Origin of the sequence: Exiguobacterium sp. s193, from assembly GCF_018618755.1 — a bacterium.
In the GTDB taxonomy this organism is placed as follows: Bacteria; Bacillota; Bacilli; order Exiguobacteriales; family Exiguobacteriaceae; genus Exiguobacterium_A.
The window spans coordinates 675,751-695,150 of sequence record NZ_JACSMR010000001.1 but is presented as its reverse complement, the minus strand read 5'-3'; the positions used below and the strand labels follow the sequence as shown (position 1 = coordinate 695,150).

The following is a 19,400-nucleotide window of genomic DNA, read 5'->3' as shown; positions in this document are numbered from 1 at the left end:
AAGGAGGAGCAGTCATGCAAGCACCACCATTGCATCAGTATCGTCGCCATCTGAAAATCGGACTCTTACGAGGCGTCGATGCCTTGATCATCGCCGCTGCGACCGTCGTTACATTCTACTTCTTTAATCCACTCCATTTGACCGTCAATTTTGATTTACGAAACGCCATCGAAATCGCGTTGATTCAATGGGTCGCCTTAACGCTCGTCGCGCACTGGATGCGCTTCTACCAAATCGTTTGGCGGTATGCGAGTCTCCGGGATTTAGGTGTCCTCCTATTCGTCGTCGTCGCCAGTAGCTTCGTCTTACTCGGTCTTGAATACGCATTGTTCGATTTTGCCGTCGAACGGGCCGTTTTTCTCCAGACCGGACTCGTCCTGAACGGGATTTTATTCGTCCGACTCGCGATTCGGGGGCGAACGCTTCAGCTGAAGCGGGACAACCGGATGCTCGGGAAGCGGACGTTAATCATCGGTGCCGGCGCGTCCGGTCAGATGATCACGAAGGAACTGAAACAAAAGAAAGCGCATATTTTGAACGTCGTCGGCATGCTTGACGATTTGTCGGAATTAAAAGGGATGCGAATCCACGGTGTCCCCGTCATCGGGACGGTCGACCAGCTTGAATTCATCATCGAAGAATACAAGATTGAAGCCGTTGTGCTCGCGATTCCGTCCTTGTCTTATCCAAAACGGATTGCGCTCCTCAACCGGATCAAACAGACGAAGGTCGAGGCGCATACGTTACCGATGCTCGTCGAACTGGCGTCAGGAAAGGTCTCGATCAATCAAATCCGCGAAGTCTCAATCGCTGATTTACTCGGACGAGAACCCGTCGAACTCGACATCACGGAAATCGAGCGGAGCGTCAGCGGGGCGACGGTCCTCGTGACGGGAGCGGGCGGATCAATCGGCTCGGAAATCTGCCGTCAGCTGATTAAGTTCAAACCGGACCACCTGATCCTTCTCGGGCACGGCGAGAACAGCATCTACTTGATCCGCCGTGAACTGGAATGTATGACGGACGGCACGACCCTCCATTCCGTCATCGCCGACGTCCAGGATCTTGAGCGGCTGACGGAAGTCATGCAACGGTTCGAACCGGATCTTGTCTACCATGCCGCCGCCCATAAGCATGTGCCGTTGATGGAAGATAATCCACGCGAAGCCGTCAAAAACAACATCTACGGGACACGTAACGTCGCGCTCGCGGCGGAAGCGGCACACGTCAAACGGTTCGTCATGATTTCGACCGATAAGGCCGTTAACCCGACGAGCGTGATGGGCGCAACGAAACGGATCGCCGAGATGGTGATTCAGCAAATCGCCCGCAACAGTGAAACGACATTCGCCGTCGTCCGCTTCGGAAACGTCCTCGGCAGTCGGGGATCCGTCATCCCGCTCTTCAAGGAGCAGATCGCGAAAGGTGGTCCGATCACCGTGACGGACCCGGCGATGACGCGGTACTTCATGACGATTCCGGAAGCAAGTCGGCTCGTCATTCAAGCAAGTGTCCTCGCGAGCGGGGGAGAAGTCTTCGTCCTCGACATGGGAGAACCGGTCAATATCACGACACTTGCAAAAAACTTGATTCACTTGAGCGGCTTTACGGAAGAACAGATTCCGATCGTCTATAGCGGCATCCGAAAAGGCGAGAAGCTTTATGAAGAATTACTTGCAGCTGAAGAAGTCCATGACGAGCGGGTGTTCGAAAAGATTCTCGTCGGCAAGACCCGTCCCTTCGGATCCGTTGAACCATACTTGCGCGAAATCAGCCGCTGCCTCGACGATGAAGAGGCATTACGGACGTACCTGCTTGGTGCAACGAATGATAGTCGTCCGGTCGTGATGCCGGAAGTTGTCCGGATCGCGAGAGAATGAGAGGTGAGATGAGATGAAAGCACCCCGGCAGTTATCACGTTTTAACTTAATCTTCATTGCCGATACGGCTTATTCCTTACACCAGTGGATGATTTTGACGCTCCTGATCAAATGGAGCACGCCACTCAATATCGGATATTTCAATTATGCGCTCGCCTTGACGGCACCGATTGTCATGTTCTGTTGGCTCAATGCCAGCACGATTTTGACGGCAGAACGGGCCGGGCTGAAGAACTTCACGCTTTTCATCAAGACACGGTTTTTCCTCTTGTCGCTCGGAGCGCTCGTCTTACTGGTCGTCTATTATTTCTTTGGTGAAACGGACATCCTGCTGTTGACGTTACTCGTCTATCTCAATAAATACATGGAATCGTTCGCCGATCTCTCGTACGGATTCCTTCAAGGACACATGGCATTCAAGGAAGTCGCCTTATCGAAGATTTTCAGGAGTCTCATCAACGTCTCGGGCGCAGCCTTGATTCTTTTCATGACGCATTCAATCCACGGTTTTGTCCTTGCGATGATTGCCGGAAACTTAATCATGCTGATCATCTACGATTTACCGACCGTCCGGCGGATTGGGCAAGGCTTTGAAAACATTACGATGAATGAACGGTACCAAACGGGTCGACAGTTGTTCTTCAAGGCCGTCCCGCTCGGTTTCGTCGCCCTCTTGATTGCCTTGAATGCGAACATCCCGCGCCTGTTCGTCGGTCGTGCGATCGGGACGGAAGAACTTGGTTACTATGCGAGTATCGCCTACTTACTCGTTCTCGGAAGTTTGTTCATCCATTCGCTCGTCGCCGTCCTCTTACCGAATTTTTCGTCAGAGACGGGCGAACGTCAAAGCCTGCCGGCGCTCCGTAAGCTGACACGGTCGATGTTGCTGATGACGAATGCCGTTGGTGTCTTACTGATCATCGGGGCGATTTTCTTCGGAAAGTGGGGGCTAACGATTTTCTACAACGCCTCTTTCGTTCAGTACCACACGATTTTTGTTTTGATGATGGTCGCTTCCTTGTTTTTCTATAACTCGACCGTCATCCAAGCATTACTGACGGGCTTCCAGCAGTTCCGCATCCAGACGATCGCGATTTTCGGAAGCGTCGCCGTCAATCTCATTGCATGCAGCGTCCTGATCCCGATGTATGGCTTGTACGGAGCGACGACGGCTTACGCTTTATGCGCCATCACCCAAATCGCCTTGCTGAGTCCGGCACTTTACCGGGCACTCTATCCACGAAATCTGGCACTCGTCATCGAACAAAGTAGCTAAGGAGGGAAGAAGATGCGGCCGATTTTCATCTTACTCATCATCGAAGCGTTGCTCAGTCAATTGGTGCGGCCGCTCTTTCCGACAGGTGAAGGCTACATTACCTTGATGCTCGCCGTGAACTCGATTTTGTTACTGGTGTACCTGTTGAAAAACGCCGAGACGACACCACTGTTTCTTATTTTCGTCACAGCCTTCATCGTCCGCTTCGGCTTGATGTTCGTTGATCTTGAACTATTCCGACTCCCCCCGCATAGCGGCGACGACACGGAGGCGTTTCATCTGGAAGGATTACAAATCTATCTTGATCCATCGATGTTCAACGAAGTCGTCCGCGGAAGCTACTCGAAGTTTCTCGGGGTGTTCTATCTCTTGTTCGGACCGGAACGGATCCTGGCCCAGTACTTTAACGTCATCCTCGGCGTTGTTTCAATCGTCATTCTCGCGAAGACCCTCCAGTTGTTGAAGTTACCGACAGCACTCGTCTTCTTCTCGACCGCCGTCTTTGCTTTCTTTCCACAAGGGTTGTTGCTCTCGCCGATTCTGTTGCGTGACCAAATCGTCGCGCTTGGGATTGTCTACACACTCTACTACATGGTGCGCTGGACGATCGACAAATCCGTTGCTTCGTTAGCACTTGCGTACACGGCCTACTTCGTCAGTACAATCTTTCACTCCGGTCTCGCGATTGGAATCGTCGTTTTATTGGTTTATTTCTCCTTTTATAATCATGCGACCGGTCGGATGGATTTCGAGGCTTCGAAAGTCCAGCGGCTCGTGATGCAAGTGCTCATCGTCGGTTTCATCGTCTACAGCTTTCAGGATGTGTTATTCGCGAAATTCACCCATGTCTCGGAAAATGGTCAACTCTTCAGCGGCATGAGTTACGACCGCGGTGGATCGGCTTACTTGAACGGCTTGACCGTGACGGGACCCCTGGACGTGATTCTTTATTCACCGCTCCGGATGGTCTACTTCCTCTTCTCACCATTTCCGTGGCAATGGTCAAGCGTCATGAACATCGCGATTTTCTTCCTGGACGCTGCCTTTTATCTCGTCCTGTTCGGATTGACGATTCGCCACTTCCGCTACTTGAAGCAACATCCTTACGCCGGTGTCCTGTTCTTCATGTTACTTCTCTTCATCGTCAATGCACTCATCTTCGGGCTCGGGACAGGAAACGTCGGAACGGCGATCCGCCACCGCTACAAATTGTTTCCGATGCTCCTGATCGTCTACACATCTCTTCATTACATTCGCTACCAGGCGCTTCACCACTTCGAGGAGGTCGAGAAACGTGCAGAATAAAACAATCTTAATTACCGGCATCGCAGGGTTTATCGGGTTTCATGCAGCACGACGGTTTTTAGCGGAAGGGTACCGCGTCATCGGACTGGATGAAGTCAATGATTACTACGATCCGGCACTGAAGGAAGCCCGCTTAGTCGAACTTGATCCGGCACGTTATACGTTCTACCGGGTGTCGCTCGAAGATACGCAAGCCGTCGACGCCATCTTCGTAAACGAACAGATTGATCTTGTCCTCCATCTCGCAGCACAAGCGGGTGTCCGCTACAGCATCGATCGGCCGGACGTCTACATCACGTCGAACATCGTCGGCTTCCTGTCGATTCTTGAAGCGTGCCGGCACAATCCGGTCGAACAGCTCGTCTATGCCTCTTCGAGTTCCGTCTACGGATCAAATACGAAGATGCCGTTCGCAGTGACCGATGCCGTCGACCACCCGCTCAGTCTCTACGCCGCTTCAAAAAAAGCGAACGAGTTGATGGCCCACACGTACAGTAGCCTCTACGGCATCAAGACGACCGGTCTCCGCTTCTTCAGCGTCTACGGACCATGGGGACGTCCCGATATGGCACTATTCAAATTCACGGAAGCAATCGCGAACGGTCAACCGATTGATTTATACAACTACGGGGAGATGGGGCGTGACTTCACGTATGTCGACGATATCGTCGAAAGCATTTATCGCTTGATGCAGACGGAACCTGTCGCTGACCCGACCTTTGATAAAGCAAATCCTCAGCCGGACCGAAGTTTCGTCCCGTACCGCGTCTTCAATATCGGAAGCCACAGTCCGATCCGACTGAACGAATTCGTCGCCTTGATCGAACGGCGTCTTGGCAAGACGGCGATCAAACACGGGATGCCGCTTCAGGCAGGGGACGTTCCCGAAAGTTTCGCCGACGTCACGTCGCTGTTTGAGACAATCGGCTACCGGCCGCAGACGACGGTCGAAGCAGGCGTCAACGCATTCATCGACTGGTACGAGAGTCATTACCTGGTGAAGGAGGAGGTCCAAGATGGCGCTTAAGGAAGAGTTCTACTATAAGTCTCCGATATTTATTCAGAATATTTTGACATCTTTGTACGGTAAAAAACTGATGGGTGAACGTTACGGTGCAGGCTACGAAAAAATGTTGCGGCAGCTGCGCGAGAAAGACCGGACACAGGATTACCGGATCGAACAACTCGACCGGTTAAATCAGTTTCTCTTGTTCGTCGAAGCACATACGCCGTACTACCGGGAGCTGTTTCGACAGCATGACATCAAACTCCCTTTCACATCGCTTGAACAGCTCGCAACGATTCCGGTCCTTGAAAAAGAAACGTTACGGCAGCGAAACGACGCCTTCATGTCAGAAGTCGATGCGCCGGTCCGGGGACGGACGGGCGGGACGAGTGGGAAGTCGCTCCAGGTCGCCTTCATGCGTGAGGACGTCCAGGAGCGGATGGCCCATCTCGATTACTTCAAAGAAACGCACGGGTTCTTTTCCGGGATGCCGCGGGCGAGTTTCACGGGGCGGACGTTGACGGCAGTCGATCAAAAAAAACCAATCTTTTGGCGGATGAATCGCCCGCTCAATCAATTGTTACTGTCGATCTTTCATATGAAAGAAGAGAACTTTCCTGCCTACATCGAGGAACTGAACCGTTTCCGACCTGCCGTACTCGACGGGACACCGACGGCGATGGTCGAAATCGCCCGCTATTTATTAAAACACAACATTCGGCTCGACTTTCGGATGATCGCCATCTTCCCGACTTCGGAAACGGTGACGGAAGAAATGCGCTCCGTGCTCGAAGAAGCCTTTTTAGCACCTGTATTTGACCAGTATGGCTCATCAGAAGGAGCACCCATCATTTCGGAGTGTCGAAACCGTAAGCTGCACTTACACCATGAGACCGGCATCATCGAACCATACGGGACAGACGGCGAAGTCGTCGTGACGTGCTTTACGACCCGCGGGACACCGCTCGTCCGTTACCGGATTGGTGACCGGATGACACTCAGTGAAGAGACGTGCCGCTGTGGACTGAACGGACCCGTCATCGCTTCAATCGACGGACGGGGGACGAGTTTCATCGTCAGTGAAAAACGGGGCAAGGTGTTTGAAGGCGACATCACGACGATTGCCCGGGAATTGCCGAACTCGGTCTTACGGCTTCAAGTCGAACAGTACGCACTCAACCGCGTCACGCTCCGCTACATTCCGGACATTCATCGTTTTCAGCCGAAACACGAGAAGATTTTATTAAACGAGATGCGAAAGCTGCTTGGAGCGGAGATGTTGATCACGCTCGAGCCGGTCGAACAAGTCAAACAAGAACCGAATGGAAAAACATTGATCGTCAAACAGTCGATGAAATAGGAGGAAACCATCATGAATAAGGCAGTCAAACACATCATAGATACGACAACAGCCGAAACACGATCACTTCCCATCGCTAACCGTTCGATTGCCGTCGTTGGCCTCGGCTACGTCGGTCTCCCTGTCGCCATCGCCTTCGGTGAAAAGACAGGGGTCATCGGGTTTGACATCAAAGAACAACGAATCAATGAATTACGTGAAGGCGTCGATGCGACGCTCGAACTGAGTCCATTCACGTTAAAAAATGCCGACGTCGACTACGTGACGGATGCTTCGGCACTCCAAGCGAGTGACTTCATCATCGTCGCTGTGCCGACACCAATCAATGCACAAAATCAACCGGATTTGACACCGCTCTTACGGGCCTCCCAACTCGTCGGACGCGAACTGAACAAAGGGGACATCGTCGTCTACGAGTCGACGGTTTACCCGGGAGCGACGGAAGAGGATTGTATCCCGGTCCTCGAAGCAGCATCCGGCCTCAAAGCAGGTGTCGACTTCTTCGTCGGCTACTCGCCGGAGCGGATCAATCCCGGTGACCATGAACATACCTTCAAGACCATCAAAAAAATCGTCTCGGCGCAAGATGAAAAGACACTCGATATCGTCGCGGAAGTCTACGAAGCCGTCGTCGAGGCAGGTGTCCACCGGGCATCGTCGATCAAAGTCGCGGAAGCAGCGAAAATCATCGAAAACACACAACGCGATTTAAATATCGCCTTGATGAACGAACTGGCGATCATCTTCGACCGGATGGACATCGATACGCTCGAAGTCCTCGAAGCAGCCGGGACGAAGTGGAACTTCCTTCCGTTTCGTCCAGGATTAGTCGGCGGGCACTGCATCGGCGTTGATCCGTTCTACTTGACGATGAAAGCCGAATCGCTCGGATACCATCCGGAAGTCATCCTGGCCGGACGTCGCATCAACGACACGATGGGACGTTTCATCGCCACATCACTCGTCAAGAACTTAATTAAACAAAACATGCCCGTCCTCGGTGCCCGTGTTACCGTCCTCGGCTTGTCGTTCAAGGAGAACGTCAGCGACATCCGAAATTCGAAAGTCGCGAACTTAATCAAAGAGATCGAAGAGTTCGGGATTGAAGTCCAAGTGACCGACCGGCTTGTTGAAAAAGCCGAAGCGAAACGAGAATACGGCATCGACCTGCTCGACATGACAGAGTTGAAACCAGCCGACGTCGTCATCTTCGCCGTCAGTCACGAAGAGTACGTCGAAGGAAACTGGCTACTCGCCAAACACTTACTCAAAGTCGGACGCGGTGTCGTCGTCGATATCAAGGGGATGCTCGCACCAGCTGAAAAGCCGGAAGGGGTGCACTTATGGCGTCTTTAAGAATCCTTCAAGTCTGTGCGCTCGATACGACAGCGGAAACGATGCTTCAACCGCTACTGCTCGCCCTCCGCGACGCCGGACACGATGTCGGGATCGCCTGTGCTGACACAGGCGCGTCCGACAAACTGGCAGCCAAAGGCTTTACGATGCACGACATTCCGATTGAACGAAAAATCGATTGGACGAGTAACTGGAAAACGATTCGTTCGATCGTTCAAATCCTAAAGAGTGGTCGTTATGACGCCGTCCATGTCCATACCCCCGTCGCGGCAGCGCTCGGACGGGTTGCGGCTAAACGAGCGGGGACGAAGCACATCGTCTACACGGCACATGGTTTTTACTTTCATGAAAAGATGGGCCGCGTGACGTATCAACTGACGTACTCCGTCGAAAAATGGCTCGCCCGCTTCGCGACGGATTATCTGTTACTTCAAAGCGAGGAAGATTACGAACTGGCGAACCGAAAACGTTTCAAGACGACGACCCGCTTGATGCACTTAGGAAACGGGATTGACTTGACCCGCTTCTATCCGCGCCCGCGTCAAGGAAACGCTGCTTTTACATTTCTGTTCATCGGTCGGATCGTCGAAGAAAAAGGAGTGCTCGAACTTTTGAATGCCTTTGAAGAAGTCGTGGCACATGACCCAGACGTCCGGCTTATCATTGCCGGTGAAATGATGGAGAGTGAACGGGATCAAACGACGAAACACCGGTTCCTCGAACGGATTCGTGAGATTCCGAATATCGAGTACCAAGGGTTTGTCGAAGATGTACCGACACTCCTGCACCAAGTCGATGCCTTCGTCCTCCCGTCACACCGGGAAGGAGTCCCTCGCTCAATCATCGAGGCGATGGCGACGGCAAAACCGGTCATCGCAACGAACATCCGTGGTTGCCGGGAAGAAGTCATCGATGGAACGACCGGTTATTTAGTCGAAGTCCACGACGAAAAAGAACTAGCTGCACGGATGACTGATCTTGTGAACAATCCGAATCAAGCAGCAGAGATGGGGCGGGCCGGATTTGAACGGGCGATGAAACATTTTAATGAAGCTGATGTCATCAAACGACAACTCGATCTCTTTTCGACTATGTAAAAGGAGGAAGACATCATGAAACGGACATTCGATTTTACAATCAGCTTAGTCGCAATCCTCATCTTAGTTCCCGTTTACCTGTTCGTCGCCTTGTTCATCTACACGAAACTCGGTCGCCCAATTTTCTTCAACCAGGTTCGTCCCGGTTATAAAGGACAGCTCTTTAAAATCTATAAATTCCGGACGATGTCGAACGAAACGGACGCAGAGGGGAAGTTATTGCCGGACGAACAACGGATCCCGCATTCACTCGAATGGGTCCGACGCCTCAGTCTGGATGAAATTCCACAATTCTTCAACATTCTCCGCGGTCAGATGAGTTTCGTCGGGCCACGCCCGCTCCTCGTCAGTTACTTGAACCACTATTCGAAAGAACAGATGACGCGACATGATGTCTTACCCGGCTTGACGGGCTGGGCTCAAATCCATGGTCGGAACGCGACGACGTGGCAGGAACGTCTCGAACAAGATCAGTGGTATGCAGCACACCAAACGTTTCGCCTCGATCTCTTCATCCTCTTCAAAACAGTGAAAATCGTCTTGTCTTCAGAAGGAAACTCGACGGAACATCAGACGGGGATGGGCGAGTTCAAAGGGCTTGACGGAGGTGTTCCCCATGATGTCGCTAAGCGATGAACGATTGATTCATGATCCGGCAGAATGGAATGCACTCGTCGCCCAGTACCGGCTCGATTGTTATTACGAACATGCTTACTTTGGACTCGAAGAAGACGACGGGATCCCGGAAATGTTTTTCTATCCGACGGAGTTCGGGACATTGATTTATCCATACGTGAAGCGAAATATTGACGGGACGCCTTATCAAGACATCACGACACCATACGGTTACGGTGGACCGGTCTTCGTCGGTTTATGGTCGCTCGACCAAATCCGAGAGGTTCGCCAACACTTTCTTGAATACTGTCAAACGGAACAAATCATCACGGAAACGATCCGTTTTCATCCGCTCCTACAAAACGTTGAACTCGGTCAATACTGGTGTCGTTCGACGAAGGAACTTCAACGGACGGTGACGATCGAGCTGACGGATACTTTCGAAACGATTGAAGGCGGATTTTCAAAAATGACACGACGAAATATTCGCAAAGCACGGAAAGAGGGCGTGACGGTCCGGGTCGCCGGTGAGGCGGACTATGAGACATTCGAACGACTCTATCGGTTGACGATGGACAAGCATGATGCCGCACCCCGCTATTACTTTTCGCACACCTACTTCGAACAGTTTACGAGAGGGGAGTTAGACGCAGAACTCCTCGTCGCTGAACGAGGTGGGAACATCATCGGCGGGTGCCTCGTCTTATACGGTGACCGATTCGCCCACTATCACCTCGGGGCGTCGGATCCAGAGCAATTGCAAGTCCGTCCGAATCATCTTTTGTTTGCTGAAATGATTCGACGTGCGAAACAGAAAGGGATGGTTGCGATTCATCTCGGGGGCGGAACCACACCGGATGAAACAGACAGCCTGTTCGTATATAAAAGCTCGTTTAACGAAGGGAGCAGAACGTTCTTCTCAATCGGAAGCTCGGTCCTGGATGAGGTCGCTTACGAACAAGTGAACCGAAGTTTCTTAAAAAACAATCCGTCAGCCGCAGCGTCGAACTGGTTTCCGACTTACCGCACACCGATCCGTCACTTGTCGCAACGAGGGGAGGAAACATCATGAAGCAAATTCCATTATCCATCCCACACCTCAGTGGTCAAGAAGCACGTTACGTCACGGAAGCGCTCGAAACGAACTGGGTCGCACCACTCGGACCGAACGTCGAAGCCTTTGAAGCCGGCATGCGCGCCTATACTGGAGCAGAAGCCGCCCTCGCGACGAGTAGCGGCACGGCAGCAATCCATCTCGCCCTCGCGACGCTCGGTGTCACGACGGGAGATGACGTCTTCTGTCAGTCCTTGACGTTCGTCGCCTCGGTCAATCCGATTCGTTACGTCGGCGCACAACCTGTCTTAATCGACTCGGAAGAAGAGACGTGGAACATGTCGCCAGCAGCGCTGCGGCGGGCGATGATTCAAGCGGCGACGCGCGGACGACTTCCGAAAGCCGTCATCGTCGTCCACCTGTACGGGGTCGCAGCGCAGATTGAAGAACTCAGTGCGATCTGTGCCGAGTATGATGTGCCACTCATCGAGGATGCGGCAGAATCCCTCGGTTCGACCGTCAACGGTCGGATGACGGGGACGTTCGGGACGTTCGGGGTCTATTCCTTCAACGGCAATAAAATCATCACGACGTCGAGCGGCGGGATGCTCGTCGCAAACAATCCGCGCTTGATCGAACGCGCCTTTTACCTGTCGACGCAAGCACGGCAACCCGTCCTCCACTATGAACACACGGAAGTCGGATTTAATTACCGGATGAGCAACGTCTCGGCTGGAATCGGTCGGGGACAGCTCGAAGTGATTGAAGAACGTGTTGCGGCACGGCGGGCAATCTTTAAACGGTACGTCCGGGCGTTCGATATGTTAGAGGCGACACATTACCAAACAGAACGCGCCGGCAGCCGGGCGAATCGTTGGTTGACGGCATTGACCTTACCGCGCGGGACGGAACAACGGGACTTCTTGATCGACCGTTTGCAGCAAGCGAACATCGAGTCAAGACCGGCCTGGAAACCGATGCACTTGCAACCGGTCTACCGTGATGCACCGTTCGTCACGAGTGAAGGGATTGACGTCAGTGGCCGATTATTTGCAGAAGGCATCTGTCTACCGTCCGCCTCACAGATGACGTTCACGGAGCAAGCGCTTGTCATCCGGTCCGTTCGTCAAGGGATTGTTGAAGACGTGCGACGCGACGTTCGGCTATGAATGTGTGGGAGGGAGACATCGTGATGAGCGACATGGAGGAAGCCATTGAAGCACTCCGTCTCGCTGCGAACGGGAAGAATGAACTGACGGCCAATACCTATTTTCGGTGGCAATCGAATACCCAGTATCCGACTGTCGCAGAAATTTTGATGTTATTCGGATCATGGCAAATCGCGCTCGAACGGGCTGAAATCGGGCAAGTCCGGGTGACGTTCACGAAACCGGACATCATCGAGGCATTACGAGCGGCGAAAGTGGAACTTGATCCGTTCACGAGTGCGACTTACCGTGAGTGGGCGCAACAACATCAGGCGCCTAGCTTGACCGACATCGTCCATCAATTCAACTCGTGGCAGCAGGCATTATCAGAAGCAGACATTTTAAAAGAACGAGTCCAGGAGATGGAACGCCGCATCATCGAATCATTACTCGAAGCACAAGAATCGTTACCTAGCTTGACGAGTCAGACGTATACGAAGTGGGCGGCAGGAAAAAATCGCCCGACGGTAGCGACGATCGCCCGACGATATGGCTCATGGACGAATGCACTCGAAATCATCGGGATTGAACTGCCACGCAAACGGTGGACGGAAGAAGAGGTCCTCGTCATTTTAGAACAAGCAAAAGGTGAACTGGATCATTTGACGATCGCAAGTTATCAACGGTTCAGCGAAGGACAGGATGTTCCGAGTATCGGCGTCATTACGGCCTTGTTCGGAAGCTGGAGCAACGCGATGATGGCCCTTACGAACCAATTGGAATCGTAAATCGACTTGATTCGAAAGAGAAGGAGGATGTAAACAATGAAAAAGTGGAAATGGATCGTCTTGACCGTCATCAGCGTCGGACTGCTCGTTCTCTTCGGATCAGGTGGGTATGTCTATCATCAAGCGAGCCAGACGCTCGAAAACGTCCAGGTACCGGTCGAGGCAAGCATCGAAGCCGAACAGGCAGTCAAGCAGGATAAAGCACTGTCGTTTCTCTTGCTCGGTGTCGACCAACGGGGCAATGCGGCAGGACGGAGTGATACGATCATCGTCGTGACGGTTGACCCGGCGAGCGGAAAAAGTAAAATGCTCAGCATCCCGCGTGATTTGAAGACAGAAATCGTCGGGAACGGATCGAACGATAAAATCAATCATGCCTATGCCTTCGGTGGACCGGACATGGCGATTGATACGGTCGAAAATCTTCTCGACATCCGAATCGATTATTTCGCTGAAATCAACCTCGACGGTTTCACGGATCTCGTCGATGCCGTCGATGGGGTCCGGGTCCAAAACGATATCGACTTTTCTGTGTATGAGCTGCAATTTCCAAAAGGTCAACTTGATTTGAACGGTGAAGAAGCACTCGCTTACGCCCGGATGCGTTATGACGACCCGCGGGGAGATTTCGGACGACAAATTCGGCAACGGCAAGTCGTCCAAGCGGTTGCCGACAAGTTGACGGAAGACTTTTCACTCAGCCGTTTCAATGATGTGCTCGGTGTCCTTGGGGAAAACGTCAAAACGAACGTCCCGTTCCCGGTCGTCCGAAAAATAGCGTTAAACTACCGTGATGCTTTGAAGAACGTCGAAACGTTGTCACTCGAAGGAAGCGGCGGAATCGAAGCGGATCAGATTTATTACTGGCATCCGACACCGGAGTCACTAAAAGACGTACAAACGAGTCTGCACCAATCGTTGAATTAGAGAAGGGGGGAGGAACGTAAAAGCTTCCAGCTTCCCGTACTTCGCAAAAAAATTGCACTCAGACCGTAGATAACGTGAAATCGGGGGCTAAAAGCGTCTGTTTCGCTGCTTTTCTTGGACAACGGGCAGGGTCTCTTGCAAAACGCGTTAAAAAAGTATTCAGACTGTGGACAACGTGCAATCAAGAGATAAAGCGTCTGTTTTCGTTGCTTTCCTCGGGCGAGGCGCAAGCCGTTGCTCCTTAGTCCTCACGGACAACGAGCAGGGTCTTGCCTGCCTCTGACAGTGCGTTAAAAACGCACTTTTTCCCGTAGGAGTCAACGAAACATGACGCTTTTGTGAACCAGGCAGGCAGACGGTTCAGGGCGCAATCCGTCTTGGATTGCTTTAGAACGCGAGGCGAGACAAGGGTGACGGATGTAAGGTCTGCCACCTTTGAGCATGTAGTCAGATTAGAAGTAAGTGATAGAAATGACTGATGACGCAGGACGGAAACGATCATCCTCGACTCCTATGGGAAGAAGAAGCGCAATTTGCGCTTCTGTCAGGAAGAGGTAAGACCCGGCATGCCCGCATGGAATGCGGGGGGCCGCGGCTTACCTTCCGCCCATGGAAAGCGAGGATGTCGGAAGCGTCCGTCACAGAGATTGAGCTGAAAGAGTACGATGTCGGAAGCGTCCGTCACAGAGATTGAGCTGAAGAGTACGATGTCGGAAGCGTCCGTCACACAGATTGAGCTGAAGAGTACGATGTCGGAAGCGTCTATCACAGAGATTGAGCTGAAAGAGTACGATGTCGGAAGCGTCCATCACAGAGATCGAGCTGAAGAGTACGATGTCGGAAGCGTCCGTCACATAGATTGAGCTGAAGAGTACGATGTCGGAAGCGTCCGTCACATAGATTGAGCTGAAGAGTACGATGTCGGAAGCGTCCGTCACAGAGATTGAGCTGAAGAGAATGCACGACGAGAAACGGCGACATCTCATGCATTAAAAAACGTGCAATTCCCTTTAATTATCAAGGGAATCGCACGTTTCAGATCTCATGATTGGACCGGTCGGCGAAGCGGCCATAATTTCAAAGCCGAGTAAACGAAGTAGAGGACGGTCACGATGGCTGCTGCACTCCATAACAGTTGGTAGCTTCCGGCCGTCGTACCAAAACGGAGTCCGACGAGTGCCGGAACGATCAACGTCAACCAGCTGAGGACGAGGGCGACACGTGCTGTCATCGCATCGACATTTCGGTTCAGTCCCATGCCGATGAAGAACATCGACCATAAGAACGTCCAAAATAACCATGTCGCTCCGCCCATCCAGTCGCCTGCACTGAAGCTGACGCCAGCGTAGAATAAGGCTGCGATTGCGACGAACAGTGAAAACCAGCCGACACCACTTCCGTCGAGGCCGAAGATGAACGTGATCCCGACGTAAAGATACGTAAAGGCAAACAAATAAATACTCGCATACCCGAACGTCAAGACAGGATCACCTGCTGCACCGATGACGAGTAACGTGGCGACAAACGTTTGAAGTAACCCTGTCAACAAACTGAAGACACCGGCACTCTTTAAATCAACTTTTCCGAACAACGACAAACTATTTAAAAAGAGCGCGACGCCCCCAAATAATAAACTTACATTCCCCACGGTCATTCCTCCATTAAGACGTCAGACGTCTGATTGTAATTCAACCATATGATGAATTCGCTTCCAGTGCAAGTAAAATTTCGAGAGAATGGAGTACAAAAAATCCCCGACTCTTCTTTCTAGAGAAAGTGAGTCCGGGGAAAGCAAGTTAACGGTTTAGGACAGCGCGTAATGTCGTTTCAGTTTGCGGGAGTGTTCCCTTTAAAGTTACGAGACCGTAGCGCGTCGATCCTTTTTTGATGAAGAAGACACGCGTGTAGGCTGATTCCGGCGTATATCCGGTTTTACTTGCATAAATCCGTGAGTCGTTCGGAAGCGACGTATTCGTATGGTACCACGTCAATGTCCGGGCGTACGGACCTTTGACTTTTGTCTGATATGATTTACGACCGCTGACGTCGATCAAGTAATGATACTGAGCGTAGGCATTCGCCAGTTTTTGCATGTCCGCTGCCGTCGTATAGTGACTCGGGTGATAGAAACCATGTGGATTCATGAAATGACTGGCTGTCATTCCGAGCGACTTCGCGCGACTGTTCATCTGTGAGACGAACGCAGACTCGGAACCGGCTGTCCGGACAGCGATTGCTTTTGCGGCGTCGTTACCCGAGCGGATCAACATTCCGTTCAAGAGTTGACGTAACGTAACTTGGTCACCTGACCGGAAACCGGCAGTACTGCTGCCGGCCGGGACGGCAAGCATCGAATATGTCAGTGTAAACCTTTGATCAAGTGTGCCTTTTTTTGCAGCGGCATCATAGGCGACGAGTGCCGTTAACAGCTTAGTCGTACTCGCCGGGTAGCGACGTGTCGTACTGGCTTTTGATACCTCATAACCCGAAGAACCGATTTTGAAATAACGCATCGAAGCGACCGGATAACTACTCGAAGTCGCTGGTGCGCCCGTCGTGACCTTTTTCGCGACTTGACTCGATACATAGTAGTAATTGACTTTTCCTTTTACTTTGTACCATCCGTTCGAATAGGAGACGGCATTAAACTTGGAGTTATATGTAGCAAGCCGCTTAATGTTTTTAGAAGACGCCGTGCTCGGGGAAGTCCGGACATTCGCACCATAGCTCGAGAAGACGATGATTTTATACGTCTTTGTCGAAGACGAGGAACCCGTCGTGACTTTTTTTGCGACTTGGTTTGACAGGTAGCGGTAAGCACTGCCATCTTTAATCTTGTACCAGCCGTTCGTATAGGAAACAGCCGTGAACTTGGCTTTGTACGGGGCGCGGCGTGTGATCGTTGCGGACGAGCTCGTACTTGGTTGCGAGCGGACATTGGCTCCGATGGTCGACGTGACGATGACTTGATAGCTCGCAGCTTGGGCCGGGAGTGCAGGCAGACACAAGGCAATAAGCAGCAACAATGTCAAACCGATCCTGAACGATAATTTCATGAAAATCTCATTCCCTCCTTGTTTAAATATGCCTTAAGCATAAAACAAAAAAAGGAAATTCGCTTTTTTTTCAAAAAAATAGAATTTCCTACACGTCAGGTATGAAACTCCGTATCATAGGGAATGACTACAACAGACGTATTGAAGGGGGATTTTATTATGAAAATCGCAGTAATCGGTCTCGGAGACATCGCACAAAAGGCATATTTACCTGTCTACGCGGAGCGCTCAGACTTAGACGTCTATCTCGTCTCTGAAAATCAGGATAAGGCAAACCAATTGTGTGAGGCGTACCGCTTCGCAGGTACACTGACATCGATCGGTCAGCTAGGCGAGGCTGGAATCACTGTCGCGATGATCCATTCGGCGACGAAAGTTCATGCGCACCAAGCAAAACAATTACTAGAAGCAGGCATTCACGTCTATATCGATAAACCGGTCTCGATGGAAATCGAGGAAATCCGTCAATTGACGAAGTTGGCGGAAGAAAAACAATTACATTTCATCACCGGATTCAACCGACGCTTTGCGGCAGCACATCGGACGTTATTAGAAGTCGAACAGCCAAATCTGATCGTCATGCAAAAAAACCGGACGTCGTTCATCGAAGACGCAAAACCGTTCATCTTTGACGATTTCGTCCATGTCGTCGATACATTACGGTTTTTGACAAGATGCGGAGAGATTGAAGGCTTGAGCGTCCGTGGGAAAAAAGTCGACGGCTTATTGCACCACGTCACGATTCAGTTTGAGTCGAATGGGATTACAGCCATCGGGATCATGAACCGGAATAACGGGGCGACGGAAGAACGGGTCGAAGTCATGGGACCAAATGAAAAACGGATTGCGACCGACGTGACGTCCGTCGAACAAGTCACGAAGGCAGGCACGTTGCGCCGTCCGCTCGATAACTGGGAAGCGACACTGAAGCGACGTGGGTTCGTTGATATGGTCGATGCTTTTATCGCAAGCATCAACGGCAAGGAGTCGTTGTCGGTCACAGCAGAAGACAGCTTGGCGACGCATGAGTTGTGTGCTGAAATCGTCGCGCAGCTATAAGTTATCTTTAAAGGATCACAAGAAAACCCGAATGACTGATGCCGTCTCTTATGAGAAGGGCAAAAGTCGCTCGGGTTTTGTAGTTTGCTGATGCGTCCAGTCGCTTACTTTTTTTCTTGTTTCATGTAATAGATGCGTTTTCCCCCAGGCCCTTCATACGTAATCTTTAGCGTCGAACGATTAAACGCATAAGAAACGATGCCTTCAGATAAGGGGACGCGTGCAGACAAGTCAGGATCGAAACGAACCGATTCAGTCCCTTGACGGGAAGCATCGGGTAGACCGAAGTCATGATAGGTCAACGTCGCAATCAAGGATTGTTCATCATCAAAATCGACAGTGACCGTTCCTTGGCCATCAAAATTTTCTTGCGAGTGTCCAGTATCTAACACACTTCGATCAATCGTATACGTCGCTTCGAGGCGGGCGACATCACGTAATAAAGCATCGGCACTGAGGCGAATCGCGACCGCCCGTTCACGGACGGTATCCTCATCTTCAAGCGGGAGTCGCTCGATTTTTTTTGCAATCGTCATCACGTCCTGTAGCCGGTAACTGGCCAAGGCTTGTTCGAGTTGGACCATTAAGCGGGCAGGTGCGTTCATGACGTCTTGTTCCGTCGATTGATCGACGGCTTTCGTGTACTGGTAATGTTCGAGTTCATTTTGAATTTTCGTCGTATCTGGTGTACATCCAATCAAAAAGAAGGGAAGCAAGATTAAGAGACGTTTCATGCGCCGACCTCCTTTCGCATGACATTTGTGATTTGGAGATGGTCCGTATGAAGACGGACCGTATAGTGGACGGCGTAGGTGACAAACTGATTTTCTGTGACCCCGATTTTGTACATTTCGGTCGTTTCGACTTCAAATACGGCACCTGTTGAGCGGAACTGATCAAAGTTAATCGTATACGGCGTTGGGGGAACCGGACTATCACTGACTTCAGCCAGTGCCTGAAGTGATGAAAACTCAGACTTGAAGACACCGAGTGTTGCAAATTGAATCGCAGCAAATGTCTCGTAGGAATCGTTTTGGCGCGAATACGTCACGAGCTCGGGAATCGTTTGTGTATATTGGCGGACAAACTTTAAAACATCATAAGAAGTCGGTGGACGGTCTTCTGAATACGTTTGATTGTAAGCCGTCTCTTCATCCGACCACTCAGATAAAGCCAGCGGTTGGACGTTTGACGGGTTATCGACTTGTGTCATCTTCGTCGGTGCGAACCAGTACCAACTCCCTAGCGCGAGCAATACCACTAACCCGACTCCGATTAACCAGACGATTGGATAGCGTTTGTTCGGACCTTTTGATTCGGACGCGGATGATGTACGTAAACGATTTTTAGCAATGACAGGATGCTGACAATGGGAGCAAGCTGTATCCTGTGCTTTTAAAGGTGTTCCACAAAGTGAGCAGCGTTCCATTCGCCAGACCTCCGTATCAGAAAATAATTTCTTCAATCAAAAAA

At 51.4% G+C, this 19,400-nt stretch carries 18 protein-coding genes; 14 read left to right on the top strand and 4 right to left on the bottom strand.

The window, feature by feature from the left end:
- The first annotated feature begins 14 nt into the window (after window positions 1-14).
- The 13 genes from KNQ04_RS03290 (at window position 15) to KNQ04_RS03230 (ending at window position 14,675) form a co-directional block, all read left to right on the top strand.
- Complete coding sequence (locus tag KNQ04_RS03290; protein WP_214847267.1) at window positions 15-1,880, top strand: polysaccharide biosynthesis protein; 1,866 nt, start codon at window positions 15-17, stop codon at window positions 1,878-1,880.
- A 13-nt stretch (window positions 1,881-1,893) separates the two neighbouring features.
- Window positions 1,894-3,156 (top strand): lipopolysaccharide biosynthesis protein, encoded by a 1,263-nt coding sequence (locus KNQ04_RS03285; protein ID WP_214847265.1) that lies wholly within the window; start codon window positions 1,894-1,896, stop codon window positions 3,154-3,156.
- Between the two features lie 12 nt (window positions 3,157-3,168).
- Window positions 3,169-4,461, top strand: coding sequence for a hypothetical protein (locus KNQ04_RS03280; RefSeq protein ID WP_214847263.1), 1,293 nt, complete (start codon window positions 3,169-3,171; stop codon window positions 4,459-4,461).
- Entirely contained in the window at window positions 4,451-5,488 is a 1,038-nt protein-coding gene (locus tag KNQ04_RS03275; RefSeq protein WP_214847261.1) for an NAD-dependent epimerase, read from the top strand. Before KNQ04_RS03280 ends, KNQ04_RS03275 begins: the two co-directional genes overlap by 11 nt.
- A complete protein-coding gene (locus KNQ04_RS03270; protein ID WP_214847259.1) occupies window positions 5,478-6,827 on the top strand; it encodes a phenylacetate--CoA ligase family protein in 1,350 nt (449 codons plus the stop codon). The genes KNQ04_RS03275 and KNQ04_RS03270 overlap by 11 nt, the downstream gene beginning before the upstream one ends.
- Before the next feature lie 12 nt (window positions 6,828-6,839).
- Window positions 6,840-8,183, top strand: a complete 1,344-nt coding sequence (locus KNQ04_RS03265) for a nucleotide sugar dehydrogenase (protein ID WP_251136828.1) — start codon at window positions 6,840-6,842, stop codon at window positions 8,181-8,183.
- Complete coding sequence (locus tag KNQ04_RS03260; protein WP_214847258.1) at window positions 8,171-9,280, top strand: glycosyltransferase family 4 protein; 1,110 nt, start codon at window positions 8,171-8,173, stop codon at window positions 9,278-9,280. Before KNQ04_RS03265 ends, KNQ04_RS03260 begins: the two co-directional genes overlap by 13 nt.
- 15 nt (window positions 9,281-9,295) lie before the next feature.
- Window positions 9,296-9,916, top strand: a complete 621-nt coding sequence (locus tag KNQ04_RS03255) for a sugar transferase (RefSeq protein ID WP_214847257.1) — start codon at window positions 9,296-9,298, stop codon at window positions 9,914-9,916.
- Window positions 9,897-10,967 (top strand): lipid II:glycine glycyltransferase FemX, encoded by a 1,071-nt coding sequence (locus KNQ04_RS03250; RefSeq protein ID WP_214847256.1) that lies wholly within the window; start codon window positions 9,897-9,899, stop codon window positions 10,965-10,967. Before KNQ04_RS03255 ends, KNQ04_RS03250 begins: the two co-directional genes overlap by 20 nt.
- Entirely contained in the window at window positions 10,964-12,118 is a 1,155-nt protein-coding gene (locus KNQ04_RS03245) for an aminotransferase class I/II-fold pyridoxal phosphate-dependent enzyme (protein WP_251136827.1), read from the top strand. Before KNQ04_RS03250 ends, KNQ04_RS03245 begins: the two co-directional genes overlap by 4 nt.
- 23 nt (window positions 12,119-12,141) lie before the next feature.
- Window positions 12,142-12,885, top strand: a complete 744-nt coding sequence (locus tag KNQ04_RS03240) for a hypothetical protein (RefSeq protein WP_214847402.1) — start codon at window positions 12,142-12,144, stop codon at window positions 12,883-12,885.
- A 36-nt stretch (window positions 12,886-12,921) separates the two neighbouring features.
- Window positions 12,922-13,812, top strand: a complete 891-nt coding sequence (locus KNQ04_RS03235) for an LCP family glycopolymer transferase (protein ID WP_214847255.1) — start codon at window positions 12,922-12,924, stop codon at window positions 13,810-13,812.
- Window positions 13,813-14,477: 665 nt separating this feature from the next.
- Complete coding sequence (locus KNQ04_RS03230; RefSeq protein WP_214847254.1) at window positions 14,478-14,675, top strand: hypothetical protein; 198 nt, start codon at window positions 14,478-14,480, stop codon at window positions 14,673-14,675.
- 179 nt (window positions 14,676-14,854) lie between these two features.
- Here the strand turns inward: KNQ04_RS03230 and KNQ04_RS03225 are convergent, their stop codons facing one another.
- Both KNQ04_RS03225 and KNQ04_RS03220 read right to left on the bottom strand, forming a co-directional pair.
- On the bottom strand, window positions 14,855-15,466 hold the full coding sequence (locus tag KNQ04_RS03225; RefSeq protein ID WP_285801160.1) for an AmiS/UreI family transporter: 612 nt from the start codon (window positions 15,464-15,466) through the stop codon (window positions 14,855-14,857).
- A gap of 142 nt (window positions 15,467-15,608) precedes the next feature.
- Window positions 15,609-16,868, bottom strand: coding sequence for an SH3 domain-containing protein (locus tag KNQ04_RS03220; RefSeq protein ID WP_214847252.1), 1,260 nt, complete (start codon window positions 16,866-16,868; stop codon window positions 15,609-15,611).
- 159 nt (window positions 16,869-17,027) lie between these two features.
- On the opposite strand from KNQ04_RS03220, the gene KNQ04_RS03215 reads away from it, so the two are divergent.
- The gene (locus tag KNQ04_RS03215) at window positions 17,028-17,927 is read left to right on the top strand and encodes a Gfo/Idh/MocA family protein (RefSeq protein WP_214847251.1); all 900 of its coding nucleotides are present in this window, start codon (window positions 17,028-17,030) and stop codon (window positions 17,925-17,927) included.
- A gap of 104 nt (window positions 17,928-18,031) precedes the next feature.
- Here KNQ04_RS03215 and KNQ04_RS03210 read toward each other — a convergent pair whose 3' ends face one another.
- Together KNQ04_RS03210 and KNQ04_RS03205 are read right to left on the bottom strand one after the other, a co-directional pair.
- Entirely contained in the window at window positions 18,032-18,661 is a 630-nt protein-coding gene (locus KNQ04_RS03210; protein WP_214847249.1) for a hypothetical protein, read from the bottom strand.
- The gene (locus KNQ04_RS03205; protein ID WP_214847247.1) at window positions 18,658-19,356 is read right to left on the bottom strand and encodes a zinc ribbon domain-containing protein; all 699 of its coding nucleotides are present in this window, start codon (window positions 19,354-19,356) and stop codon (window positions 18,658-18,660) included. Before KNQ04_RS03205 ends, KNQ04_RS03210 begins: the two co-directional genes overlap by 4 nt.
- Between the last annotated feature and the right edge of the window lie 44 nt (window positions 19,357-19,400).